Below are 24,517 nucleotides of genomic sequence, written 5' to 3'. Positions count from 1 at the left end.
GCGGATATTTATCGCGCAAGATCCGCGTCAAAATTATAAAGCCCTCCTACGATGGGCTGATGCAATGCTTCCACCCACTCCCCCTACGCAGTAATTCCTCTAGCTAACTTCACCCTGCGCTGATTTGCGCTGAATTTGCTTTGCTCCGCTTTTTCTGCGGCGCACAGACTTATTTCAATTTTTATCCTATCTATGAGGGACATATGTACAACAAAATTGCATTCATTTTGATTTCATCTTCCATGCTCGCTGCATGTGGCGGTGGCGGAAACACAAATAGCACATCAAAACCCAGCTCCGTAGCCAACGTCAGTTCCATACCCGCGCCCAGCTCTACACCAACGTCCAGTTCTGCACCCGCTGCGAGTTCAACTGCAGCAGCGATTGTCCTGCAGGGACAATTTAAGGACACGAGTATTTCCGGCGTGCGCTTTGTTTCAGGCGCGCAGACAGGCATGACCAACAGCACGGGAATATTTACCTACGAGCAGGGAAAATCCATCAGTTTTTCAATCGGCGGCATAACACTCGGCAGCACCTTGGGGAAACCATTGATTACGCCCATCGATTTGGTTGAGAACGGTAGCTCCACTCATCAAACCGTACAAAATATGGTGCGCTTTTTGTTGATGCTCGATGCCGATGCCTACAGCGAAAATGGCATTCAACTTTCAACCGCACTACAAACGGCAGCAAACAACTGGACGCAAATTGATTTTAGTGCCCCCATGTTTGAACAAAACATGACTACTATTATGACGGCAGCCTCGGCCGCCGATGGAGGCACACATCAACTACCCGACACTACCGATGCAAAAGAACATCTGGAAGCCACTCACCTGTGCAATTATTCGGGCATTTATCAGGGCACCTTCACAGCAGACAACAGCAACGGCAAGCTCGCGTTTTTCGTCAATGCATTAAATGGCGAAGTGAATGGATTTGCGCTGCCGGAAAACACCCTTGAACCTACCGAATTGAGCGCGATAACACCGCTGCAATACAATCAAACAGCAGCGTTTGAAACAGGCAATAGCAGCGATAAGAGCAGCTATAACGCCCAATTTATTTCAGCCAATGACATCACCGGCACATGGAAAAAAGAAACGCGCAGCGGATCTGTCAGCGCAACGCGCGTGGGCGGTGCGAGTAATGCCGTTTATCGTTTTAGCGCGAGTTTTAACGGCAATAATACCGGCCTGCTGAGTATTGATATTGATGCAGCCAATAAAGTCACCGGCTCAGCTTACAATCTTAAAACCCATGAAACCCAAACGCTCGGCGGCCAATTAACCGGCCCCTGGTTAACCATCGCCACTGCCGACAAAACACAGCTGCAAGGGTTGTTGGGTATTGAGTCCGGCCTTTTGGTTGGCACCTGGGTAAATACTACCAAGGGCACATCAGGAAATTTTTCTGGCAGCGGCTGCCAACTAAATCCGGTGTCGCTGTCTATTAATGGTTTCCGCAACTGGAAACTGGGCAGCAACACCGGCTCCAAACAGTTGATCCCGGCCACGGGGACAGATCCATTGGTATTGCTGGATAGCACACCAGTAGCCATGGTGCGCATGACCGTAGCACCCTGGGGTGAAATGTCATTTCCGATAACCGGTTTTGACAAAGCCGGCGAGGCCGAATCGGTTGACCTGAGCAATTCAAGCTTTATCGATATCACCTACCAATCCAACCAAAGTGTTAACTTGCAGTTGCGCCAATATGCTGTGCACGGTGGAACACACAATCAAATAACACTGCCCGCCGCAACCGAGTTCACCAGCGTTCGCATTCCACTGAGCAATTTTGTCGGCGGTTTAACACCCCTGGATTTAACCAAAGTTGCCAAATTTAACTTCGCATTGTTGAGCAATAACGCCAACGATGGTTACGCAGAGTTGATTGTGAAACGATTTAAGATAGACAACTTTAACTAGCACTTTTTCAATTTGGCAGCACCTCGTGTTACGAGTTGTTGCCAAATTGGAGACTAGAGCAATTCCCCTATCAACGCCGCGTGCGACTTAAACGCTCCACTACCGACACCAATAAATCAATTTCTTCACAGGTGTTGTAGAAAGCAAAACTTGGGCGCACGGTAGTTTCCAAACCAAAGCGACGCAAAATCGGTTGTGCGCAGTGATGCCCGGAGCGTACCGCAATACCTTCGCGATTTAATTCAGTACCCACCTCTTCGGTTTTATAACCCGCCAACACAAACGATAAAACGCTGGCTTTATTCGCCGCTGTGCCCACCAACCGCACACCGGGAATCGGTTGCAAGCGCTGGGTGCCGTAGGCAAGCAAATCGTGTTCGTAACGCGCGATACGATCCATGCCGACACGCTCGACATAATCAATCGCCGCACCTAAGCCCACTGCATCGGCGATATTGCCGGTGCCCGCTTCAAAACGGTTCGGTGGATCTTGAAAGATAATGCGATCAAAAGTCACATCGGCGATCATATTGCCACCACCCTGCCAAGGCGTCATTTTTTGCAAGTGTTCGGCTTTACCGTAAACCACACCAATACCGGTAGGGCCAAAAACTTTGTGACCGGAGAACACAAAAAAATCGGCATCCAGCGCCTGCACATTCACGCGCATGTGAGATACCGATTGCGCACCATCTACAACCACTGGCACACCATTGGCGTGGGCGATATCGATAATATCTTTAATCGGCGTCACTGTACCGAGCGCATTGGATACTTGCGTCACCGATACCAATTTAGTGCGGCTATTAATTAATTTGCGGAACTCTTCCAACAAAATTTGGCCAGTATCATCAACAGGAATTACGCGCAGTGTAGCGCCTACACGTTTTGCCAGCATATGCCAAGGCACTATGTTGGCGTGATGCTCCAATTGTGAAACGATAATTTCATCACCCTCGCCCACGTGTTGTTGGCCAAAAGTATTCACCAATAAATTGATACCTTCGGTCGCACCGCGCACAAAAATAATTTCATCGGGTGATTTTGCACCGAGGAATTTTGCCACTTTATTACGCGCACCTTCATATGCATCAGTCGCACGTGCTGCCAGTTCATGCGCAGCGCGATGGATATTGGAATTTTCGTGTTCGTAAAAATAACTCACGCGATCAATAACACTTTGCGGTTTTTGGGTGGTGGCGGCGTTATCAAACCATACTAGCGGTTTGCCATTCACACGTTCTGCCAGAATTGGAAAATCGCGGCGAATCGCATGCACATCAAAACCGGAATTTTCTGCTGCAAACTGGCCAGTTTTGGGAGAATTTCCAAATACTGGTTGCGCGCCTGAATCGAGAAAATAAAAGCGCGAATCCGGTGCTGGTGATGCTGACGTTGCCGGTGCATCAAATTTGGTAAAACGAAATTCAGCTGCGAGTAACTGTTGGATATCCGGCTCACCCGGTAAATGTGCCGCACTAGGTGATACGCGATCTGAACTGGCTTGCGGCTGGTGATAATTATCCGCATTGGATTCGAGACTATGCGGCACTTTTAATTCCTGGTTTGCTGGTACTGGCGCCGGTGCTTTGGTCACAAAGCGATTATCTGCCAATAAATCGCGCAGGTCGCTTTCATCCGGCAAGCCAAATGCGTGCGGTGAAACCTGTGTCGCCAACTGATCAATCTGCAAATTTGCGAGCGGATAATTGCTGGCGTTATCCGCGAAATAATAAGTCGGTGCAGGAACAGCGGCGGCATGTTGATCAATCGTTGGCGAGGTAAACGACGGCGCTTCACTGGTGCGCCCAAGTTGTGGACGCTGTTGGCCATTCGCAAAACCTGCCGCCGGGATGCTGGGCTGCAAGCCAGATACAATCGGTAGCGCTGCCGTGGGCAGCGACTGAAATATTTCGTTGGCCATAGCGGCAAGAGATTGGAGGTCAGGCAAACCTGGATGCTCGGACATATCAGCACTCTTGTAAATGTTCGCAAGTTCGCGGTACAAAAAATCTGCACCGCACACTAGTATCGATTGTTAAACCAGCGGTTAAACTGCTTGGTGAAATCGAATTATTGTTTGTAGGTGTCTGGACTATTTATAAGTGTCGGGGTAGTCGTGATACTTACCTACTTCAACATCTTCCAATACCGCAACTGCATCTTCAGTGAGAATGGCGAGCGAGCAGTAAAGTGAAATCAAATAAGAGGCGATAGCATTGCGGCCGATGCCCATAAAACGCACGGATAAACCAGGGCTTTGCTGACCAGCCAAACCGGGTTGATAAAGACCGACCACACCCTGGCGTTTTTCACCCACGCGAATCAATAAAATTTTGGTTTTGCCATCTTCATCAATCGGTAATTTATCCGAAGGAATCAGCGGCACACCGCGCCAGGTAATAAATTGTGAGCCAAATAAACTCACAGTAGGTGGCGGCACACCACGGCGGGTGCACTCACGGCCAAATGCGGCAATTGCTAACGGATGCGCAAGGAAAAAGCCCGGCTCTTTCCACACTTTCACCAACAGTTCATCCATATCATCCGGCGTAGGTGCGCCAGTGAGTGTAGAAATGCGTTGGGTTTCATCAACGTTTGCCAACAAGCCGTATTCAGGGTTGTTGATCAGCTCACTTTCCTGGCGCTCTTTGATCGTTTCAATCGTCAGGCGCAATTGCTCTTTGATTTGGTCGTGCGGGCTGTTGTACAAATCCGATACACGCGTATGCACATCAACCACACTGGTCACTGCATTTAAAAAATATTCACGCGGCTTATCTTCGTAATCAACAAAAGTGGGTTTGATTTCCGATTCATCGCGCTGGGAGCAAGTCACAGTTACCTGGCGCGGATTTTTAACGCGGTTCAAACGAAAGATACCCGCCTCAACCGGAACCCATTGTAGAAAATGTACTAACCAGCGCGGTGAAATAGTCGATAGTTGCGGTGTGGTCTTGGTGGCATTGGCAAGCTGGCGCGCAGCATTATCACCCAGCGCCAATTGGACTTCATTTTCGGTAGACATCCCGAGGCTCCTTTATAAATTCGTGTCGGCAGGATAAAAAATAAAAACAGTAGAATAAAAATTCATATAAGAAAAAACACTAAGCTAAGATCGCATCGATCTAAGAAGCGCTCAACCGGCTATGGCCATCAAAGCCTTCCACTGCAAAAAACGAAAAAAGTATCGCTGGAAATTGCGTAGCAACTGTTGATTAAACAACAGCGGCCTGTAAGGATTTTTCTTGCGGAGTAATATGCAGTTGCTGTTGCCGCTCACTGAGGGCAATAAGTTCTGATGCGGAAATATTTAATGCACTGGCAATTTTGGCAATCGTCGCCAGCGATGGCACAGCCACGCCGCGCTCCACTTCACCGAGATAAGTGCGGTTAAGGCTGGCGCGATCAGCAAGCGCCTCTTGTGAATAGCGATGCTCTTCGCGCAATTGTTTTACCACGCGGCCAAAATAAATTCCGATACTCATAAATTAGCCTCTTGTGGAACCAGATTGCGTGAACTTGCTTGGGTAATACTGCTGCCGGCTTGCACACTGCGGGTCAGCCACACGTTGCCGCCAATGATGGATCCCTTGCCGATAGTGATGCGGCCAAGCACGGTGGCGCCGGCATAAATCACCACGTCATCTTCCACAATAGGATGACGCGGCAAGCCTTTTTGCAAATGGCCTTTTTCGTCAGTCGGAAATGTTTTTGCTCCGAGCGTAACCGCTTGATAAATACGCACCCGCTCGCCAATCACTGCCGTCTCACCAATCACCACACCTGTGCCGTGGTCAATAAAAAATCCGCTGCCGATTTCCGCCCCCGGGTGAATATCAATTCCCGTCAACGAATGCGCCAGCTCTGCAACGATACGGGCGAGCAAAGGCACATCCAGTTGATAGAGCGTGTGAGCCAACCGGTGATGGATAATGGCGAGTACGCCGGGGTAGCACAGCAACACTTCATCCACGCTGCGCGCAGCAGGATCACCCTGGTAGGCCGCCTGAATATCCACATCGAGGATGCGGCGCAAATTGGGCAGCGCCGCAGCAAATGTGCGCACAATGCTATTAGCTTGGGCTTTTAACGCAAGATCATGGCCGTTATTGCCCTGTTGGCGCGCCACATAAAATAATTCCAGTTGTACTTGTTGCAATAATTGGTTGAGCGCGGCATCCAAGGTGTGGCCAACATAATAGTCCTCACTCTCTTCGCGCAATTCTTGTGGACCGAGGCGCATCGGGAACAGTGCACCGCAGAGATCGCGAATAATTTGCTGCAGTAGATCGCGCGAAGGTAATTCGCGCAAACCCGGTTCACGGGTCCGGCCGCGCAGGCTGCGCCAATCATTGCGCGCGTTGCGCAGCTCCTGCACGATTTTATCCAACTCCCAATTCGCCGCAGTGGCCGAGTGAAATTCAGATTCACTATTGATTTTGATCGTCATTGTTATTCTCTGAGATTGCCGCATGGCCAAAGTGGTTAAATTTCAACAGCCCGGTTTTTAGTCCTGTACCCAAGGCAAACCGCGCTGGCGCCAACCGCCATTTGTGCCGCGCTGCTGGCGATCATCCAAATCCCCTTCAAATCCCTCACGCACGTTGAATACATTTTTAAAACCTGCCGTTGTTGCATTGGCGGCCGCAGCAGCTGAGCGTTTGCCACTTCTGCACAACAACAGAATCACCGCATCTTTTGGTAATTTATTTTCCAGCTCGCGTACAAAGCGCGGGTTTTTAATCAATGCCGGGCCAGTCTGCCAGGCGACATGCAGGGTGTTGGGCACATGGCCAACAAACTTGCGCTCTTCCGCCGCACGCACATCCACTAAATGTGCCTGGCCATTGATAAACAACTTCCAGGCATCGTCCGGCGCAACAATCCCTGCATAAGCTAATCCCTCTGCCTGAGCTTCATCTTTTGCGATACGCAATACATCCGGCAAGTCCACCGCAGGGTTGGGGGCGCTGCTGGTGTTCAATTGAATAACTGTCATAGACATTCCTCGATATCACTAGCTGTTTATTTTTAAACAGTTAATGTTTGCACTGCTTATGAATTGGTTGTAATCAACTGTGCAAATCACAACGTATTGAAGGCAAATATAGAGATGGCTTTAGGCAATTGGAAAGAATATATCCGTATATCCTTATAATCGATCAGAGACTCCGGCTCATTTGGCTGATGTTATAAGCTGAGAATATTTAATTCTTTTATAAAAAAAATTCTTCTCTCTATGATGCGCTGCATTAACCGTTTACTTTTATCCTATGCAAGGCCGCACCATGCCACTCACAGAATTGATGAATTATTTTAATGACCAGCTGCAAACCCAGGCGCGCACCAAGTCATTACCCAAAACCGGATTTTTTAAAGCCGACAATAGTTATTGGGGGCGCTTCGGTAATTTGATTTTAGGTAGCCGCTTCCAGGCCATCCACACCTTTGCAGACGATGCATTGATTGGTTACAACAGCGACTTGCTAGTGCGCTCAGCAACAGGCAATTCGCTCAATATTGATAGCATTTTTAATTCGCTGGATAGCACAGACCAAATCATTCACCTGGATCGGCTGGTGCGCACCCTGCACTCATTAAATTATTTGCAGCAATTTGACGGACGCAAAGATTTGTTATCGCTGCAAGTGCAACCGCGCCACATCATCAGTGTGGTGAGCGACCACGGTAAAACCTTTGAAAAAATACTCAGCGATTGCGGCCTCGGGCCCGAGCGAGTGTTATTGCATACCCGCTTGCGGGATAACGCCACTCTGCCCCATTTTCAACAGGCGCTGGCGAGTTATCGCCAACGCGGTTACAAAATTGGACTTCATTTGAGTGAAGCAGGCGATTTGGATCTATTATTAAAACTTGGCTTAACACCGGATATTATTTTTGCTGATCACCCAGCGTTAACCACACTGCTGATCGATGCACCATTACCTTCGGAATTTGATCCAAGCCTACGCATTCTGGTAGCAAAAAAGCCTGGGATAGATGCAAAGACCAGCAGTGCACTGGATGGTTATTTTTTTAATACTGAAGACACGCTTGTGTTGCCGCAATCGGCAATTTCCTAACGATGAATGAGTGATTAAAACCAGCATGTGCCAGCTATTGGGAATGAGTTGCAAAAAACCGACAAGCATTGGTTTTTCGTTTGAAGGCTTTCGCGCACGCGGTGGTTTGACCGATGAACATAAAGACGGTTGGGGTATCGCCTTCTTTAACGATAACAGCGTCGATATTTTTGTGGATCACGAACCTGCAGCCGAATCAAAATTGGCAGAACAAGTGCATCGCGCCGATATCAAATCCAAAACCATTATTGCGCACATCCGCAAAGCCACAGTCGGCGAAGTTAAACTTACCAATTGCCATCCATTCCAGCGCAACCTTTGGAATAGCGAATGGGTGTTTTGCCACAACGGTGATTTAAAAAAATTCACTCCAGAGCTTAATGGACAATTCCAGCCACAAGGTGAAACGGACAGTGAACTTGCATTCTGCTATCTGCTGCAACAACTGCAACAACATTTTCCTGCAGGAGCGACAGATGCGGCCGAGTTGTTTTCCGTATTGGATAAGCTCAGCCGTGAGATTGCAACCTATGGAACATTTAATATCATCTTGTCCAATGGTGAATGGCTTTACACCTACTGCTCAACCAGTTTGGCATATGTAGAACGTAAGTATCCCTTTACCACTGTGACATTAATTGACAGGGATTTATCGTTGGATTTAAGCCAACATACCACAAGCGAAGACAAGGTTATCCTGATTGCGACCAAACCACTGACAGTGAATGAAAACTGGAAAGTCTACGCCGAACATGAATCACGCTTGTTTAAAGATGGCGAGTTGTTATTGGAGCGAAACCAGGAGGGAATTTTGTAACGCAGTTAAATACTAAAAACCGGCGGATTTGCAGCATTGCCGTAAATACGCCGGTTTTTTATTGGATATAAAGATCAATAACCCAAATCCAAACTGGCCTCAGGCGCGGCCACTATGATCCAGGCCAGCAGCGCCGAAATAACCACAATCAACACTAATGCCAGCCAGATCCGTGAAGATTCAATCGCTGTGGCTTGGGCTAAATTATGCGCCGGTTTTTTTCCGGTGATCATAGCCTTGATCAAATTTTCGCGCTTGACGAATACATAAAAAAATACCGCGCCGACATGAATGACTACTGCGCCCAAAATCCAATAAAATAATTCTTTGTGCACGGCAGTGAGCTTTAAACTTAATTCGTGGGTAATGTAACCATACAGCGGGCCAATATTGAATATTTCGTCGTTGGCGAATAATCCGGTAACGGCTTGTAACAGCAATACCAACAACAAGGTAAGCACCATTAACGCACCCAATGGATTGTGTCCAGGATAGGATTTCGCTTTACCTCTGGTGAGATGAAGTGCGTATTTCACACTCTCTACAGGGTGACGTACAAAATTGACAAACTGCGCGTGATGGGTACCGACGACGCCCCAGACAATCCTGAAAACTAAAAGGATAACAACAAAATACCCCGCCCATAAATGATAGGCAAAATAACTGACACCTAACCAATTTGTGACATAGGCAGCAATAAAAGAAACCACTAATAACCAATGGAAAACCCGGGTAGGCAAATCCCATATTTTTAACTGGGATCTTTCAAGATTATTATCATCTTCTAGGGCAATGGTATTTTCAGCAGCTTCGACAAGTTGTTCAGTCATAGTCAGGCCTGTCAGTTATTTCAATTAACATCTCAGCTATTCAAAACAAATCGCTCTTGCTGCATAACACAGCAAGAGCGATATGATGAGCGCTATTTCAAACCGGAACCCTTACACCGCTATTACTTTGCTTTGTACGCATCGTGACAGCCTTTGCAACCTTCAGCGACGGCTTTTGCAGCTGCTTTAAACGCATCTGACGCGGTTGATTCTTTGGCAGCAATCTCGGCGAGCGCCGCAGCGTTTACCTGAAACTCTTTAATTTGTTTATCAAAGTCTGCTTTTTTCGCCCAAATTTCCGGCTTGGATTTAGTGGTAGGTTCCCCGAGGTTAGACGCATCCGGGAAAGTGCCATCCAACAATAAACTCAGGAAGGCAACGCGTTCAGAACGCTTAACAATTTCTGCCTGATTGTAAGTTGCTTTACCTTGCAACACTTCACCAATTGGCTTGAAGTTATTAGCAATCAAAACGAATGCTGCTTTGCGAACAGCAACCGCTTGTTTTGCTGCAGCAGCAGGATCAGCTGCAGGTTGTGCGGCTGCATCCGCCACGTACAAACCCGAACTCAAGGTGACCAACAATGTTGCACCCAGTAATTTCAACGATCTCGCCACTTTTGATACATGAGTCATTAACGCCTATCTCCTAATCACTATTAATTTTCGTTACGGTTAACTGGTTGTGTAAATCCGAGGTCATTATACAAGTTCTTTCAGCGGCCTCGCTATTCATTGAGGACAATGAGAACGACACATAGGCTAACAGGATAAGTGCAGATACAATCCAACGTCGCCTGCTTAATGAAATATTTTTCCCCATTAACGTATTCATACAACCCTCCAAAAAAGTCAAATCACTATCCACAGGATACACACCAATTGTTGGGAATTTCAGTATTCAACGGCTTGGGATGCACGCACATCCAGATAAATCCAGCCAGGTGAATTAACCCATGTTTTCTTGGTGGTTTCACTCTTCAGTTCGAAAGGTTTTTGTGCATCAAATTCAGCAGAAAATGCAAGATGCGCCGTAGCTGCAGTAGCACTTAAAAACCAAAGTAGACTGACCAAAAAGCCTAAGGTTTTTTTTGATGGGAGTGACATATTTATTTTCCTTCAAACAGTTAGCTTTAAATTAGAAAAATTATTTAATCTAATTTAGTAGATAGCAAACACCAGGCCAACTCATGAATAATTTAATATAACGTCATATCCACTTAAAAAGTGCTGAAATATGAACAAAAAACCATCATCCATGTTTTGTTTTACACAGGAAATCATTGTTGACAGTCAACATACAACAGCCATTACCTGTACTGAATGATAGTGAGCAAACCGATGGGTTAATTGCTGTTGATTTTTAAACAGCCAATCAACAGCAAATATACTTATTGTGGTTTTTTGAACATCTCTTTTTATAGATATCATTTCATCATACCCGCGAATGCGGATATTTATTAAAGGACAACTTAGCCAGAGTTAACGCGCGGAAAGTTGCTGAACTTTTTCAAGCGCCGTTTTTACGTTCTCTGCGGGTGTTACACCACCGATAGTAGCTGCGATTTTGCCATCAGGTGTAATGATAAAGGTAGTGCGTTCGGCAAAGCCGTGGTCAATAGCCTCACCGCGTGAATCCACCTTCCCTTCTACCGCTTCACGTACATTTAATTCGAACGCTTTGGCGATCTTGCCATCCGCATCCGAACCCACCGCGAATTTTCCAGCACAGTATTCCGGATCAGCGGAAAAATCGTTGAGACGCTCAATACTGTCGAGCGAAACACCAATGACCGTTGCACCTGCAGAAGCAAATTTTTCACTGCTGACGGAAAAAGTATGCGCCTGGATATTGCAGCCGCCGGTGTAGGCTGACGGATAAAAATACACGACCACAGGGCCTTTCTTCAGGCTTTCTGCGAGCGAAAATTGAAAGGGTTTTCCTGCCAGTGATGCTTCCAGATTAAATAGGGGAGCTTTATCCCCCTCTTTCAACGCTGCAAATGCCGGACTCATTAAACCCATAGACAAATCTGCCACAACACCGAAAGTTAATAAACGTTTCATAAACTATTTCCAATAAGGGTTAAAGACTTAAAACTGGTTAAAGACGTGAAATATAATCGGTTAATGCCTTGATCTCATCATCGCGCAAATTGGCGGTGACGTTATTCATGATGCCTTCACTGCTATTGGTGCGCTCACCACTGCGCCAATCGCGCAATTGCTGATCCAGATAGTGCCAATCCTGCCCACCGATAATGGGAATAAACTCCAAATCTAAACCTGCAACAGGCGATGGATGGTTTGGCGCAAGACCGCGACCATCGATACCGTGGCAAATGGCACAGGCTTGAATCTGTCTGGTGCCGTCACCTTCAAGGTATAACTTTTTACCTAAAAGATTATCGTCTGTACCGCTACCCCGCATAACTGGCTGTGCGGCATAGTGCGCAAATATATCTGCGGCGGTTTCATCATCCACTGTTCTGGCCATCATCGCCATGAAATCGTGGTGGCGGTCGCCGCTGCGGAAATCATTAAATTGTTTTAACAAATAGGCCGGGTGCTGCCCTGCCAGCTTGGGGATTTTACCGGCTTCGTTGTTCGCGTGAATATTGCCATCAACACCATGGCATTCCTGGCAGCGTTCATCATTGGATAATAATTTACCATTGTCCGCGCTAGCAGAATCAAGCAGTGAATAATCGGGCTCTTGTGCGCCAACCGACAGGCCGGCACACAAGCACAACAATACCAAAAGCTGCGCCAGAGCAATACGACTGCGCAATAACATATGCTTAGTCTTCTTTATAAAAATTGTGGCAGGTTTTGCAAGTGCGCGCCAAATCGGTTGCGGTATTGGCTGCACTTTCAAAATCATTCTGTCCAAGAAACGTTATTATTTCACTGGAAAATTTCACACTTTTTTTGGTTAAATCCACAGCCTCTGCAACATCCTTACCAGCTGCCAACTCTTTGGAGTAATGTTCTTCAACAACGGCAAACAGCTCGTTCAGTGTTTGTGCATCGGCAATAGCAGACTCTGCATTTTCCAGGGCGATGTTAGAGGAGAGATTATCATTGGTACTTTCAATGGTCTGCATCAGATCCATATCCATTTCAGCCTCTTGGGCAAAACTGGTAAAACTGATTAACAAACTACTCCCAATTACGACAGCAACAAAACGTAAAGCAACAACTAGATTACGCATAAGTGTAAACAACATGCCCCAAACAATAATTTATGAAACAGGGGTAGCACGGCTACCCCACAAGATTGCGGATATAAATCAAGCCAAAATATCTTTAACCACTTTACCGAACACCACTGTTGGTCGCTCAGAGCGGCCATTGTTAATGAAGGTGGTTTTCAGGTGATTCAAACCTAACAGGTGCAATACGGTTGCATGCAAATCGTAGGTGTCAACGGCGGTGTCTTTATCGGCAACCTGCACTCCCAATTCATCCGTACCGCCGTAGGTGAAGCCCGCTTTCAAGCCGCCACCCGCCATCCACTGGGTGTAACCCCATGGGTTGTGGTCGCGACCAGTACCGCTTTCACCCCAAGGCGTGCGGGAGAACTCGGAAGTCCATACCACTAATGTAGATTCCAACAAACCGCGCGATTTCAAATCTTCCAACAAACCGGCGATTGGCTTATCGACCATTTTTGCCATAAGGCCGTGGTTTTTATCCAGATCATCATGCGCATCCCAACTGGTGATTTCGGTTTCGCCATCAGGCGCACCGCTCACGACTTGAATAAAACGCACACCGCGCTCTACCAAACGGCGCGCGCGCAGTAGGCTAGTGCCATAGCTGCCGGTGATCGCATCGTCAATGCCATACAATTTTTTGGTCGCGTCGGTTTCTTTGGAGAGATCAACGGCTTCCGGTGCAGCAACTTGCATACGGTCAGCCAAATCGTAAGAGCGTAACCGCGCCTTCAATTCGGTATCTAAGGGGCGATTTTCCGCATTTAATTTATTCAAGCGATTCAACAAATCCAGTGAACTGCGTTGTTGCAATGCAGAGCGCAATTCCGGGCGATCCAGATAATAGATTGGTGAATCACCAGGACGGAATGCAGTACCTTGATAAACCGCCGGCAAGAAACCTGAGTTCCAGTTTACCGAACCTGCACGCGGTTCCGAGGCGCCGTTATACAACACAACATAGGGCGGCAAATCCGGATTGGCAGAACCCAGTGCGTAAGAAATCCAGGCACCAAGCGATGGGCGGCCGGGGTTAAGGTCACCGGTATTCAATTTCAAAATAGAAATATCGTGAGTTGCACCAATAGTTACGCTGGATTTGATAAATGTCAGCTTATCAGCGTGCTGTGCAAGGTTAGGCAACAAATTGGAGAACCATGCGCCGCTTTCGCCGTATTGTTTCCAACTTCTGTAATTGGAAACAAATAATTCATTTACGCCACCTTGCGTACTGGTCTTGATGCCTTTCAGGAATGAATCAGGTACGCCTTTGCCAGCTTGCTTTACCAACTCCGGTTTGTAGTCGTACAAGTCCAACGTACTCGGGGCACCGTTCTGATGCAGCCAGATAACCGATTTAATTTTCGCCGGAAAGTGCGGATCTTTCGGTGCAAGTGGATCGATTAGCTCAGCAGCTGATGCGGCAGAAATATTGAACCCAGGGATAGCGCCAGCCAGTGCAACACCACCCACTCCCAAACTGCTGTTCTTTAAAAAATCGCGACGTGATTTGTTGTCCATTTTTTTAATCTCTTAATAAGTTAAAAATAATAATCAGTAAGTAATTTTCTCTCACCCTACCCGCTTATGCAGGTAGGGCTAAACAAGTCATACATTAAAAGCGATACGCGAATTCGTTGGAGTTAGCCACTGCATGCACCAGATCAACAAATGCTGCCGCCTTGAATGGATCAAGATTTTTGGTGTCCTTCAATCCAGTCGGTACAGCGACTTCAAATTTGTCAGTCCAGGCTTTGCTCTCTACCAATTTCTCCTGTTCTTTGAGGAAACCTTTCAGCGCTGATTTCTCTTCGCGCGTTGGTTTACGTGAGAACAAAATTTCATAGAGCGTATCCAATTGCGCATTTTCATTTGCACCGGCTTCTGAAATGACGCGACCAGCCAGGGCTTGTGACCAACCAAAGACCACATCGCTGTTAAACAAAGTCAGCGCCTGCAATGCAGTTGTACTGACGTCGCGCTTGTGGTGCGGTTTGGATGGATCAGCCGGATCAAAGGATGCGGTTAATGGATAAGGCAAACTGCGGCGCACAAAGGTGTAAATACTGCGGCGCTTATGATCGTTAGGATCTTTCGCATCTTCCCAGAGTGCACCGCCCTGGCCATTGTTCAGCACATTTCCCGCAACCAAACTACTAGGCACTTTCGGGAACACCGCAGGGCCGCCAATGGTTTCGTCCAGCTCGCCGGATGCATAGAGCAATGAATCGCGCAGTTCTTCCGCTTCCAAACGTTTGCGTGGATAAACCGCTAACAATTTATTGGCGGGGTCAACAGCAACTACATCGGCGCGCTCTTCAGATGACTGGCGATAAACAGCCGACAAAACAATTTCACGCTGCAGTTTTTTCGGGCTCCAACCGTTTTTCACAAAATCAGCAGCGAGATAATCCAACAACTCCGGATGGGTTGGCTTTTCACCGGCGCGACCAAAGTCCTCAACAATACCGGCAATTCCCTTGGCAAATAATTGAGCCCATACACGGTTGACATACACACGGGTAGTTAATGGATTTTCTTCACTCACCAACCAATTAGCGAGAGCAGTACGGCGACCCGTTGATGTCGCAGTGGGCGTAATTTGCAACTGGGTATTATTGCCAGCCCAGAGTTTTGGCAAACCAGGTTCAACCGCTTCTAACGGACGCTCATGGATACCATTGAACCGCACATGAGTAGCAGGCGCTTCTGTACCTAACTCAGTCAATGCTGTGTAAGTTTTAGAACCGCGGCGTGGGCGCAGGTTGTCGTACTTTTTCAACTCTTCAGTGAGCTTTTCATACTCAGCCCAACGCTCAACATTCGCAGGATCATATTGCGAATGCCCCTTCTGTGATGTTTCGCGTAAATAGCCCGCAATATCGCGCTCGGACGCCACTGCATTCAAACGCGCATTGACCCACTTATCCAAGGGTGTCCACTGCTCTTTCGGTTTGAAAATTGCCTCACGGCTATCCGTTAAGTATCGTTCGTTGTGATATTTACGTCCCTTTTCACGCACTTGGTCGAGAATGGCTTTTTGTTGATCGGTAATCGGTTTGATCGCCGCTTGGTACACCGACTGCGCGGTAATAAAATCGATATCCCATTGCGTTTCACTGCCTTTCGCTAACTCAATCCGCTCATTGTTAAAGGTGTTAGCAAAAAAAGCTTGCAGCTGGAAATATTCGACCTGGCTAATCTTGTCGATTTTATGATTGTGGCATCTTGCACAACCGATAGTAGATGCGAGAAAAGTTTCGCCAACCAGATCGGTCATATCGGTAGCAATTTGGTAATGACGCTGAACCAAATCGCGCGAGTTAAAATTATCCGGGTAGCCAGCCAACAATCCGGTGGCGATTTTTGCTTCCTGGCTATCCGGCCAAATCTCATCACCGGCGATTTGCTCACGCACAAATTGATTGAATGGCTTGTCATCATTAAAAGACTTGATCACATAGTCGCGATAGCGCCAGTTATTAGGACGCGTCTGGTCATTCTGAAAACCGGCGCTGTCTGCATAGCGAGCCAAGTCCAACCAGCGGCGTGCCTGACGCTCGCCGAAGTGTGGTGATGCCAACAAACGATCCACTAATTTTTCATAGGCATCGGGGGATTTATCTTTTTCAAAGGCTTCCACTTCGGCTGGGGTTGGCAACAGCCCCAACAAATCCAAGGTGACGCGGCGGATATAAGTTGCGCGATCCGCTTCTTCCGATGGTTTTAAACCATATTCATTCAACCGCGCTAACACAAAATTATCGATCGGTGAGCGCACCCACTTGCTGTTGCCCGCATCCGGTACCGGAACGCTGGTATTGACTGGCAAATACGCCCAATCCTTAGCAGCAGTACTAGTGATGGGTTTAACAGATTCTTTTTTGGCAACCGCCGGCGATTTTTTTTCGGGTGCTGACTTGGTATCGCCCGCTGCCCAAACCGACGTAGATGCCGCAAGGATCAGCCCCCACAATAACGTTTTCTTTTTCATTAATTCACTCCTGAACTTGCACTCTAACAGGGGCAGGCGCCCTGTTTGCCGATGCCGAATTGTTTTGAATAATCAACAGTTAATAAATAACAACTGGGGAATTGCAACTAGCACGCCAAAATTCAATTACGATTAAAATATAAATTTTTAAATTGATGCAGATGATTGAATCTATTGAAAAAAATATTTCTTGGCGAAATTAAAAGAAGGTTTAATTTTTTATTTGGCACGCAAGTTGCGAAAACCACTTCTGTTGAACTACATAAACCAGGAGTTTTTTCATGAGTTATCGTCGTAACGTTTATTCGCCAACATTGGCTGCTCGATTTTCAACAGAAACACAGCGTTTTTCTATCAAACCTATCGCCCTTTTAATCGCCAGTGTATTTTTTTCATCAGCCGCTGCTGCACAATCAACAAATAGCACCAGCAACAACACTGCGCAAAATGCAGCGGCGAAAGCGACAACTGCACAAAACACAACTGCTGAAAATAAACCACTGGTGTTGGGAGTAGTCACAGTGCGCAGCCGCAATCGCATTGAAAAATTGCAGGATGTTCCGCTGTCGGTATCAGTAGTAGCAGGTAAAGAACTAGAGAAATTAAACGCGACAGATATCAGTGCCCTCACCCAGCGCCTCGCGAACATATCCTGGAACCAAGGCAACCAAAGAACCAGCAGCCTATCCATTCGCGGTATTGGCAAGCAGGGACAAACTGAAGCGCAGGATCCGGCGGTGGGTTTGATTGTGGATGGTGTTAACTACGCCTATAACGCACTCTCATCCAGTTTTGATTTCACCGATATCGAAACCGTTGAAGTTGCGCGCGGGCCACAGGGAACCTTGTTGGGTAAAAACAGCAGTATCGGTGCAATCAACGTCACGACTAAACGTCCATCGTTTGATCCGGATTTTAATTATTCGATTACGCTCGGCGAATGGGACACAGTACAAGGTCGCTTCGCAGGCGGAGGCGCGGTGATTGAAGATTTACTCGCATGGCGCGGCACACTCAGTGTGAGCAAAGGCCAGGGTGATATTAAAAATGCCTACAACAGCGACGAGAGCATTTCTAACAAAGAGCGTGTTTCCGGGCGCGTACAATTTTTGTTGACACCCACTGAGGATTTCAGCGCACGCTTTGCATTTGACGTGCAACCGCGTGCGGGTGAGCGCACTAATGGCCGCACAATTTACACGCCGACACCCACAAAATTCTCCAATGGTGCGGACAATCCGAATACTTCCGATGCCAGTGTTCGCTTAACGCGCCGCTGGTTTACACAAAGCCCCAATTACAATTACGAAGACAGCTACCTCTATGGTGGCGGTAAAAATGAATACAACACCGATGGCCGCCGCCCGCTAATCACTGGCAGCAATGGCGCTACTGCAGAATTAAACTGGAAGCTGGATACACACACCATCACCTCAATTACCGCTTATAAAGATTACCATTTCAATGCGGTAAACGATGAAGGCACGCCGTTTGATATACAGCGCAATTCCGGTGGTTTTTTTAACGACTACAAACAAGTTAGCCAGGAGCTGCGTTTAAGTTCACAGCAAGGCGAGTTTGTGGATTATCAAGCGGGTTTATTCTATTTGGATGTGAATAACGTTGCCGAGTATCAACGGGTATGGGGTAATGATGCCGGTGCCTGGTTTGCCAGTAACGCGCAATACAATACACTCGATAAAGATTCCAACGGCCGCTACCTGTTAATTAATTCGCTCTCCGGCCTGGACATGGCATGGAATAGCCCTGCTGGCTTTCAAGATATCAACAACGAAAGTTCGGCGGCATTTGCGCAAGCCAACTGGAATTTCACTGAACAGTTTGTACTGACTACAGGCTTACGTTTCACCCGTGAAGAGCGCACTAACCGCACTGGCACTTACATCAAAGATCATGGATTTGGCGCTGAGCTAAATCCGGCAGTGGTCAACAATGTCAATCTGGGTGGTTTCCACTCGGTTAATGCGGCCACCAAAATCAACGATACACTCACCATTCCTGCAGGCACATTGGGACGCGTAGTCACCAATCCAGATGGCACCAAAACGCTGGTAACCGATAACTCAACTGCACAACTGACACTGGCCGATCAACTTGCCAATGAATATTTTGCCAAAACAATTAGCGGCGCGCCCGGAGATACCTATGCCAGTTTAACCGCTGCACAAAAAGCGCAAGTGGGTGCAGCAAAAGCGCTGCGCCAATCGCAAATCGGTGTAGTGTTTGACGAATTTGATGTGGAGCCCTATGAAAAAACCCTGCCGTCTTTTGTTATCAGCCCCACTTACAAATGGAACGAAAAACTGACTACCTATGCTTCCTGGCAGCACGGTGAAAAAGCCGGTATTGCGCAGGCAACCAACGGAATTTCCAATCTGGTAACAGAAGAAAAAATTGATGCCTATGAATTGGGCATTAAATCATTACTGTTGGATAACACCCTGGTATTTAACCTGGCCCTGTTCCAAATGAATATTAAGGACTACCAACAAACCAGCCGTATATTCGACGAATACAGCACAACACTCGCCCGTCAGGCCGAGCCAAAAGCGGTAGATATTTACACCAATGCCACGGCCAACATTCCGAAGGTGGAAGCACGCGGTATTGAAATCGACGGTATTTATTCTGGCGTCCCGAATACTACCTTACGTTTTGCAGGTGCAATTACCGATGCAGAATACGTGGAGTTCACCAACTCCGCGCAACCCTCGGAAGATAGTTTCCCCGGTGCAGATCCGTACAAGGATGTGAGCGGTGAAACACTACCGGGCGCTTCGAAATACTCGTTCAACATTGGTGCTGACTACCGCTTGCCCATTGGTAATGGCAAAGAGTTCCATACCAATCTGAACGCGCAATACAACAGTAAATACAACTCGGATAACTCCTTGTCGTCTTACGGTTGGATTGAAGGCAGAACGCTGGTGGACTTTGGTATCGGTATTGGCAATTCAGACCAAACGTTTGATGTCAGCTTGATTGTCAAAAATTTGTTTGATGACGACACACCCAGCACGCGCACCTGGAATAGTTATACGCCTGCCAACCCGCGTTGGGCAGCTATCAGTTTCAGCGGGAGGTTTTGATTATCTGATTAGCTAACTTTTAATTCTTATCGTTAACTCGTAGCCCGTCTGGAACCTAGCGAAATACGGGGATTTTATAAAAATAAAATCCCCGTACCCGTACTACTTTTTACAGACAACTTTCTCAGTGCACATTATCGATATTCTCCTTCAGACTTTTCAACAAAACATTTCCTAAATGAGTTAAGCTTCATAAATAATTCAACCTCTTCAATTGAGGATTCTGACTTTGGTCCGATCACTATTTTTTGTATTGACTCCACATCATTTCCAGCCAACTTAATCGCTGAATAGGCTTTTATTCCATTTTGCGTAGCCATGAAATCAATTTTTAGCTTTGACTCAAAAATCAGATCAGATTGATATATTGAAGGTGAGTGCCATAGTGATGCAAAAATTCTCACCTCCTCTTCCTCTTTATAAAATTTACTCTTTAATAGACAAGCATCCGAGATAAGCTCTGAGTAAAAATTAATATGACTCAACTTAGTAGGCTCGCCACTTGATTTTTCGAAAGGAACTCCATATTCATTTATAAACTTTGTAAGCTTTTCACTTATGTAAAATCGAAAACTTTCTTCATTATAAAAAACATCTTGCATCTTAAATGGGGGAGGAAATCGAACTATAGAAGCTTCAGAATCATTTCCTGATGAAACCAATATATTTTTACTGAACGAATTTGAGTTCAATAAATCAAGCTCGGATACCCCTATAGCAAACCCAGCTCCATTACCCCCATATGATCGCCATTGACTTAATAAGTCACAATTCTTAGAGAACGATGCTGCCAGATAGAAAAACCGATCATGCTCCAAATCATTAGATGTAAACTTCCCTTTCTGGCTTGGCACCATTTCGTCCCAAAGGCTTCTAACAATTTCAAATCCGGGCGTCAATTCAGATGGATCATTCATTTTTTTTAAATCACAAACCCACATAGTTTTACTTTTAACAATGCTAACAAAACTAGCTGGATTACAATAATGATAGATCATGATATTCCTATAGATATTAGTACCCAGCTGTTGGCATTTATATGCTCACCAAAAACCTAATGAGGTACATATTTTAAATATTGAGTGCTCATTTCCATTTACGTATGATGATTTTTCCGTAAGAGATACCTACAAAAGTTACACTCACCTCAACTCTAAATGTTGATTAATCAACTCCCATCACCAACACATGCTTCTTTTTCAACACAAAAACCCAATCCCAACCTTACCCAACCCGCATAAATCCTGCAACCACCAAATGGCGCGGTTATTGCTGATGGCTGTTGAATGCCCTTTTAACTGTTGAATTTACTTCTATAGAAATCTCCCTGCCATGTGGATTGTTCAAATTGCGTTACGTCGCCCTTACACATTTATTGTGGCGGCACTGCTGATTGTATTAACCATGCCGTTTGTGTTGAGCAAAATGGCGACGGATATTTTTCCGCAGATTAATATTCCGGTGGTCGCCGAGCTGTGGGAATACAAAGGGCTTACAGCGAAGGAGATGTCGGAGCGGGTTACCTCCGCTGCGGAGCGGGAGCTTGGGCAGGCGGTGGATAATATTGAGCACACCGAATCGTTTTCCGCAGCGGGTCTGGGAATCGTAAAAGTATTTTTCCAGCCGGGTACCGATATCAATACGGCACTGAGCCAAACTACCATGAGTGCAAATGGCGCAGCGCGTGGTATGCCGCAGGGAACGCAGGCGGGGCGAGTGCGCGCCTGGTCTGCATCGGAATTGCCGGTGGTACAGCTGAGTATTTCCAGCGATACCTTATCGGATATTGAAATTGGCGATGCAGCGGGCACGGTGTTGCGGCCAATCGTATCGAGTAAAAAAGGTTTATCGCTCACCTTCCCTTACGGTTCGCGTTCACGCCAGGTAGCGGTGGATCTGGATGCAGGTGCCCTGCTCGCCAATAACCTCACACCGGCAGATATTGTGGCGGCTATGGGTGTGCAAAATTTAATTTTACCCACCGGCACTATGAAGGTGGGCGATAGCGAATTTGATGTAAAACTCAACGGCGCTATTGCGACAATTGATGAGATCGGTTCTATACCGATTCGCACCGACAAAGGCCGCACATTGTTGTTGCGCGATGTGGCTAACGTTCACGATGGTTTTACGCCGGGCACTACTATCGCGCGGCAAAATGGTTCGCGCAGTGTATTGAATTCGGTGTTGGCGTTTGGTGGTGTATCTACCATTGAAGCGGTAGAACATATTAAAAATTCCATTCCGGAAATGCTGGCCAAAATGCCGGAGGGAATTGATATCAAACTTATGTTTGACCAATCGATTTTCGTAAAGGCGGCAATTAGCAATGTGGTACATGAAGGGTTGATTGCCGCTGCGCTCACTGCCACGTTAATTCTGCTTTTCCTCGGCAACTGGCGCAGCACCTTGATTATTGCGGTATCGATTCCACTCTCCATTATGGTGTCATTGATTTGCCTGCATTTAATTGGCCAGACCATTAACCTGATGACTCTCGGTGGCCTTGCGCTGGCAGTCGGTATTCTGGTGGATGATGCCACGGTAGAAATTGAAAATATTGAACGGCAAATGGCGATGGGTAAGGACCCGCTGCAAGCCATTCTGGATGGCGCGCAGGAAATCGCAGTGCCGGCTTTCGTCTCTACCCTGTGTATTTGTATTGTATTTTTGCCGATGTTTTTCCTCAGCGGAATTGCGCGTTATTTGTTTGTACCACTGGCCGAAGCGGTGATATTTGCAATGATCGCGTCTTATATTATCTCGCGCACCCTGGTGCCTACGCTGGTAATGTTTATGATGAAGAATCATCACCAAACCAAACCCGTCGCTAAAAATCCGCTGGTCATTGCCTGTATCAATTTGCACCACCGTTTTAATGATCGCTTTGAAAAATTCCGTCATCACTTTTCGCTATTTCTGGCAGTGCTATTACATAAACGCAAACAATTTATGGCGGCTTTTTTTGGCTTTTGTTTATTGTCATTAGGTATTTACCCGATGCTGGGGCAGGATTTATTTCCGGTGGTAGATAGCGGTCAATTGCGCCTGCATATCCGCGCGCCTTCCGGCACACGCCTCGAACAAATGCCACAATTGGTGGATGAAATTCATAAGCAAATTCGCGCAACCGTACCTGCAGAGCAGATGGGCGATATCCTCGATATTATCGGCGGGCCATACAGCACCATTAACACCCTGAACGGTAATTCAGGCACAGCAGAATCTGCAGATTCAGAAATTATGTTCAGTTTCACTCCGGGAAAACTTAACAGCGCCGACATTATGAAAAGTTTGCGCCTGAGTTTGCCGGAGCGTTTTCCACATGTTGAGTTCTTTTTTCAACCCTCTGACCAAATCAGCCAGACGTTAAACTTTGGCATACCCGCGCCGATTGATGTGCAGTTTATTGGTGGTAAACCGGCCGACATCATTCCCCTCGCGACCGCACTGAATAACGAGCTGCGAAAAATTCCCGGTATCGTAGATGCGCATGTTTACCAACGCTGGAGTAAACCGACACTCTCGCTGGAAATGAACCGCACACAATTGCAGCAGCTGGGCTTAAACGCACGCAATGTGGCGGAAAATATGATGATAGCCCTGAGCGGCAGCATGCAAACCACCCCTACCTATTGGTTGAATGAAACCAACGGCAACACCTACAACATAGGCGCGCGCAGCCTGGAAATCGATATGGACAGTATCGACGAACTTATGGGCATTCCCATCGGTAAAGGCAGCGATGGCAAACAACAATTGTTGGGCAATGTCGTCACCTACAAACGCACGGCGCAAACGTCAGCGGTTAATCGCTACAACAACGTCAACATGATTAATATTCACGCCAACATTCAAGGGCGCGATTTAGGTTCTGTGAGCCGCGATATTAATAAACTAATTGAACAGGCACGCTCCACATTACCGCGCGGTGTAGATTTAAAAGTCCGCGGCCAAATCGAAACATTGGAAACCGCTTTTGTCGGGTTAGGCTTGGGCATTATTGTGGCAATTGCTTTAGTGTATTTATTAGTGGTGGTGAATTTCCAAAGCTGGCTCGACCCGTTAATTATTATCAGTGCCCTGCCCGCTGCGCTCGCCGGTATCGCCTGGATGTTATTTTTATCCGGCACAACACTCAGCGTGCCTGCATTGACCGGCACCATCATGACCATGGGTGTTGCAACCGCCAACAGCATTCTATTGATGTCATTTGCACGCACGCGTTTACAAGAAGGTATTCCACCGCTCACTGCCGCGCTTGAAGCAGCATCAACGCGTTTGCGTCCGGTTCTGATGACGGCTTTCGCAATGATTATGGGTATGTTGCCTATGGCGCTCGGCCTTGGCCAAGGTGGTGAACAAAATGCACCACTCGGCCGCGCTGTTATCGGCGGACTATTGTTCGCCACTGTATCGACACTGATTTTTGTTCCCGTGGTATTTGCCAGCCTGCATAAACGTTTAGCTGACCGCCCGGCCACGAAGTCTTTTAACAGTATTTATATCAATTCTCACTGAGTAGTATT

General features: G+C 46.9%; 19 protein-coding genes. 5 read left to right on the top strand and 14 right to left on the bottom strand.

All coding sequences use genetic code 11. The annotated features are described in order from the left end of the window. Nucleotides 1-203: 203 nt before the first annotated feature. A complete protein-coding gene (locus J2X05_RS10290; protein ID WP_310072115.1) occupies nucleotides 204-1,934 on the top strand; it encodes a hypothetical protein in 1,731 nt (576 codons plus the stop codon). A gap of 70 nt (nucleotides 1,935-2,004) precedes the next feature. On the opposite strand, the gene J2X05_RS10285 is transcribed toward J2X05_RS10290, so the two are convergent. The 5 genes from J2X05_RS10285 to J2X05_RS10265 all read right to left on the bottom strand — a co-directional run bounded on the left by J2X05_RS10285 (nucleotide 2,005) and on the right by J2X05_RS10265 (nucleotide 6,936). Further along, a complete protein-coding gene (locus J2X05_RS10285; RefSeq protein WP_310072113.1) occupies nucleotides 2,005-3,903 on the bottom strand; it encodes a family 2A encapsulin nanocompartment cargo protein cysteine desulfurase in 1,899 nt (632 codons plus the stop codon). Between the two features lie 126 nt (nucleotides 3,904-4,029). Next, a complete protein-coding gene (locus J2X05_RS10280) occupies nucleotides 4,030-4,962 on the bottom strand; it encodes a family 2A encapsulin nanocompartment shell protein (protein ID WP_310072111.1) in 933 nt (310 codons plus the stop codon). A gap of 190 nt (nucleotides 4,963-5,152) precedes the next feature. Further along, entirely contained in the window at nucleotides 5,153-5,422 is a 270-nt protein-coding gene (locus J2X05_RS10275; RefSeq protein WP_310072109.1) for a helix-turn-helix domain-containing protein, read from the bottom strand. Further along, nucleotides 5,419-6,387, bottom strand: coding sequence for a serine O-acetyltransferase EpsC (gene epsC, locus J2X05_RS10270; RefSeq protein ID WP_310072107.1), 969 nt, complete (start codon nucleotides 6,385-6,387; stop codon nucleotides 5,419-5,421). Before epsC ends, J2X05_RS10275 begins: the two co-directional genes overlap by 4 nt. 57 nt (nucleotides 6,388-6,444) lie before the next feature. Further along, nucleotides 6,445-6,936: a rhodanese-like domain-containing protein gene (locus tag J2X05_RS10265; RefSeq protein WP_310072105.1), complete on the bottom strand. Its 492-nt coding sequence runs from the start codon at nucleotides 6,934-6,936 to the stop codon at nucleotides 6,445-6,447. Between the two features lie 289 nt (nucleotides 6,937-7,225). On the opposite strand from J2X05_RS10265, the gene J2X05_RS10260 reads away from it, so the two are divergent. Then, the gene (locus J2X05_RS10260; RefSeq protein WP_310072103.1) at nucleotides 7,226-8,020 is read left to right on the top strand and encodes a hypothetical protein; all 795 of its coding nucleotides are present in this window, start codon (nucleotides 7,226-7,228) and stop codon (nucleotides 8,018-8,020) included. Nucleotides 8,021-8,045: 25 nt separating this feature from the next. Next, on the top strand, nucleotides 8,046-8,837 hold the full coding sequence (locus tag J2X05_RS10255) for a class II glutamine amidotransferase (RefSeq protein ID WP_310072532.1): 792 nt from the start codon (nucleotides 8,046-8,048) through the stop codon (nucleotides 8,835-8,837). Nucleotides 8,838-8,911: 74 nt separating this feature from the next. Here the strand turns inward: J2X05_RS10255 and J2X05_RS10250 are convergent, their stop codons facing one another. From J2X05_RS10250 to J2X05_RS10215, 8 genes are all read right to left on the bottom strand, one after another. Then, nucleotides 8,912-9,667: a cytochrome b/b6 domain-containing protein gene (locus tag J2X05_RS10250; RefSeq protein WP_310072101.1), complete on the bottom strand. Its 756-nt coding sequence runs from the start codon at nucleotides 9,665-9,667 to the stop codon at nucleotides 8,912-8,914. 122 nt (nucleotides 9,668-9,789) lie between these two features. After that, the gene (locus tag J2X05_RS10245) at nucleotides 9,790-10,302 is read right to left on the bottom strand and encodes a c-type cytochrome (RefSeq protein WP_310072099.1); all 513 of its coding nucleotides are present in this window, start codon (nucleotides 10,300-10,302) and stop codon (nucleotides 9,790-9,792) included. 258 nt (nucleotides 10,303-10,560) lie between these two features. Beyond that, the gene (locus J2X05_RS10240) at nucleotides 10,561-10,773 is read right to left on the bottom strand and encodes a DUF6152 family protein (RefSeq protein WP_310072096.1); all 213 of its coding nucleotides are present in this window, start codon (nucleotides 10,771-10,773) and stop codon (nucleotides 10,561-10,563) included. Nucleotides 10,774-11,148: 375 nt separating this feature from the next. Further along, nucleotides 11,149-11,733: a peroxiredoxin gene (locus J2X05_RS10235; RefSeq protein ID WP_310072094.1), complete on the bottom strand. Its 585-nt coding sequence runs from the start codon at nucleotides 11,731-11,733 to the stop codon at nucleotides 11,149-11,151. Nucleotides 11,734-11,770: 37 nt separating this feature from the next. Then, on the bottom strand, nucleotides 11,771-12,463 hold the full coding sequence (locus J2X05_RS10230) for a c-type cytochrome (protein ID WP_310072093.1): 693 nt from the start codon (nucleotides 12,461-12,463) through the stop codon (nucleotides 11,771-11,773). A 4-nt stretch (nucleotides 12,464-12,467) separates the two neighbouring features. Next, a complete protein-coding gene (locus J2X05_RS10225; protein ID WP_310072092.1) occupies nucleotides 12,468-12,881 on the bottom strand; it encodes a hypothetical protein in 414 nt (137 codons plus the stop codon). A 78-nt stretch (nucleotides 12,882-12,959) separates the two neighbouring features. Further along, nucleotides 12,960-14,405 carry a DUF1501 domain-containing protein gene (locus tag J2X05_RS10220; RefSeq protein ID WP_310072091.1) on the bottom strand — a complete coding sequence of 482 codons (1,446 nt, stop codon included), beginning with the start codon at nucleotides 14,403-14,405 and terminating at the stop codon, nucleotides 12,960-12,962. A 94-nt stretch (nucleotides 14,406-14,499) separates the two neighbouring features. Continuing rightward, entirely contained in the window at nucleotides 14,500-16,878 is a 2,379-nt protein-coding gene (locus J2X05_RS10215; protein WP_310072090.1) for a DUF1553 domain-containing protein, read from the bottom strand. 281 nt (nucleotides 16,879-17,159) lie between these two features. On the opposite strand from J2X05_RS10215, the gene J2X05_RS10210 reads away from it, so the two are divergent. Continuing rightward, nucleotides 17,160-19,988 (top strand): TonB-dependent receptor, encoded by a 2,829-nt coding sequence (locus J2X05_RS10210; RefSeq protein ID WP_310072088.1) that lies wholly within the window; start codon nucleotides 17,160-17,162, stop codon nucleotides 19,986-19,988. A 134-nt stretch (nucleotides 19,989-20,122) separates the two neighbouring features. Here the strand turns inward: J2X05_RS10210 and J2X05_RS10205 are convergent, their stop codons facing one another. Next, nucleotides 20,123-20,986 carry a DUF2971 domain-containing protein gene (locus J2X05_RS10205; protein WP_310072087.1) on the bottom strand — a complete coding sequence of 288 codons (864 nt, stop codon included), beginning with the start codon at nucleotides 20,984-20,986 and terminating at the stop codon, nucleotides 20,123-20,125. Nucleotides 20,987-21,320: 334 nt separating this feature from the next. Between J2X05_RS10205 and J2X05_RS10200 the strand changes: the two genes are divergently transcribed. After that, entirely contained in the window at nucleotides 21,321-24,509 is a 3,189-nt protein-coding gene (locus J2X05_RS10200; RefSeq protein ID WP_310072085.1) for an efflux RND transporter permease subunit, read from the top strand. The last annotated feature ends 8 nt before the right edge of the window (nucleotides 24,510-24,517 follow it).

This window comes from Cellvibrio fibrivorans (genome assembly GCF_031457055.1).
Classification (GTDB): domain Bacteria; phylum Pseudomonadota; class Gammaproteobacteria; order Pseudomonadales; family Cellvibrionaceae; genus Cellvibrio; species Cellvibrio fibrivorans.
The sequence above is the reverse complement of the archived record's forward strand: the minus strand, read 5'-3'. Positions and strand labels throughout refer to the sequence as shown.

Excerpts from the sequence above, each read along its gene's own strand:
- J2X05_RS10260 (WP_310072103.1), top strand. The coding sequence starts at position 7,226 with ATGCCACTCACAGAATTGATGAATTATTTTAATGACCAGCTGCAAACC.
- J2X05_RS10245 (WP_310072099.1), bottom strand. The coding sequence starts at position 10,302 with ATGACTCATGTATCAAAAGTGGCGAGATCGTTGAAATTACTGGGTGCA.
- J2X05_RS10205 (WP_310072087.1), bottom strand. The coding sequence starts at position 20,986 with ATGATCTATCATTATTGTAATCCAGCTAGTTTTGTTAGCATTGTTAAA.
- J2X05_RS10215 (WP_310072090.1), bottom strand. The coding sequence starts at position 16,878 with ATGAAAAAGAAAACGTTATTGTGGGGGCTGATCCTTGCGGCATCTACG.
- J2X05_RS10255 (WP_310072532.1), top strand. The coding sequence starts at position 8,046 with ATGTGCCAGCTATTGGGAATGAGTTGCAAAAAACCGACAAGCATTGGT.
- J2X05_RS10265 (WP_310072105.1), bottom strand. The coding sequence starts at position 6,936 with ATGACAGTTATTCAATTGAACACCAGCAGCGCCCCCAACCCTGCGGTG.
- J2X05_RS10280 (WP_310072111.1), bottom strand. The coding sequence starts at position 4,962 with ATGTCTACCGAAAATGAAGTCCAATTGGCGCTGGGTGATAATGCTGCG.
- J2X05_RS10285 (WP_310072113.1), bottom strand. The coding sequence starts at position 3,903 with ATGTCCGAGCATCCAGGTTTGCCTGACCTCCAATCTCTTGCCGCTATG.
- J2X05_RS10240 (WP_310072096.1), bottom strand. The coding sequence starts at position 10,773 with ATGTCACTCCCATCAAAAAAAACCTTAGGCTTTTTGGTCAGTCTACTT.
- J2X05_RS10230 (WP_310072093.1), bottom strand. The coding sequence starts at position 12,463 with ATGTTATTGCGCAGTCGTATTGCTCTGGCGCAGCTTTTGGTATTGTTG.
- J2X05_RS10235 (WP_310072094.1), bottom strand. The coding sequence starts at position 11,733 with ATGAAACGTTTATTAACTTTCGGTGTTGTGGCAGATTTGTCTATGGGT.
- J2X05_RS10210 (WP_310072088.1), top strand. The coding sequence starts at position 17,160 with ATGAGTTATCGTCGTAACGTTTATTCGCCAACATTGGCTGCTCGATTT.
- J2X05_RS10250 (WP_310072101.1), bottom strand. The coding sequence starts at position 9,667 with ATGACTGAACAACTTGTCGAAGCTGCTGAAAATACCATTGCCCTAGAA.
- J2X05_RS10220 (WP_310072091.1), bottom strand. The coding sequence starts at position 14,405 with ATGGACAACAAATCACGTCGCGATTTTTTAAAGAACAGCAGTTTGGGA.
- J2X05_RS10225 (WP_310072092.1), bottom strand. The coding sequence starts at position 12,881 with ATGCGTAATCTAGTTGTTGCTTTACGTTTTGTTGCTGTCGTAATTGGG.
- J2X05_RS10275 (WP_310072109.1), bottom strand. The coding sequence starts at position 5,422 with ATGAGTATCGGAATTTATTTTGGCCGCGTGGTAAAACAATTGCGCGAA.
- epsC (WP_310072107.1), bottom strand. The coding sequence starts at position 6,387 with ATGACGATCAAAATCAATAGTGAATCTGAATTTCACTCGGCCACTGCG.
- J2X05_RS10200 (WP_310072085.1), top strand. The coding sequence starts at position 21,321 with ATGTGGATTGTTCAAATTGCGTTACGTCGCCCTTACACATTTATTGTG.
- J2X05_RS10290 (WP_310072115.1), top strand. The coding sequence starts at position 204 with ATGTACAACAAAATTGCATTCATTTTGATTTCATCTTCCATGCTCGCT.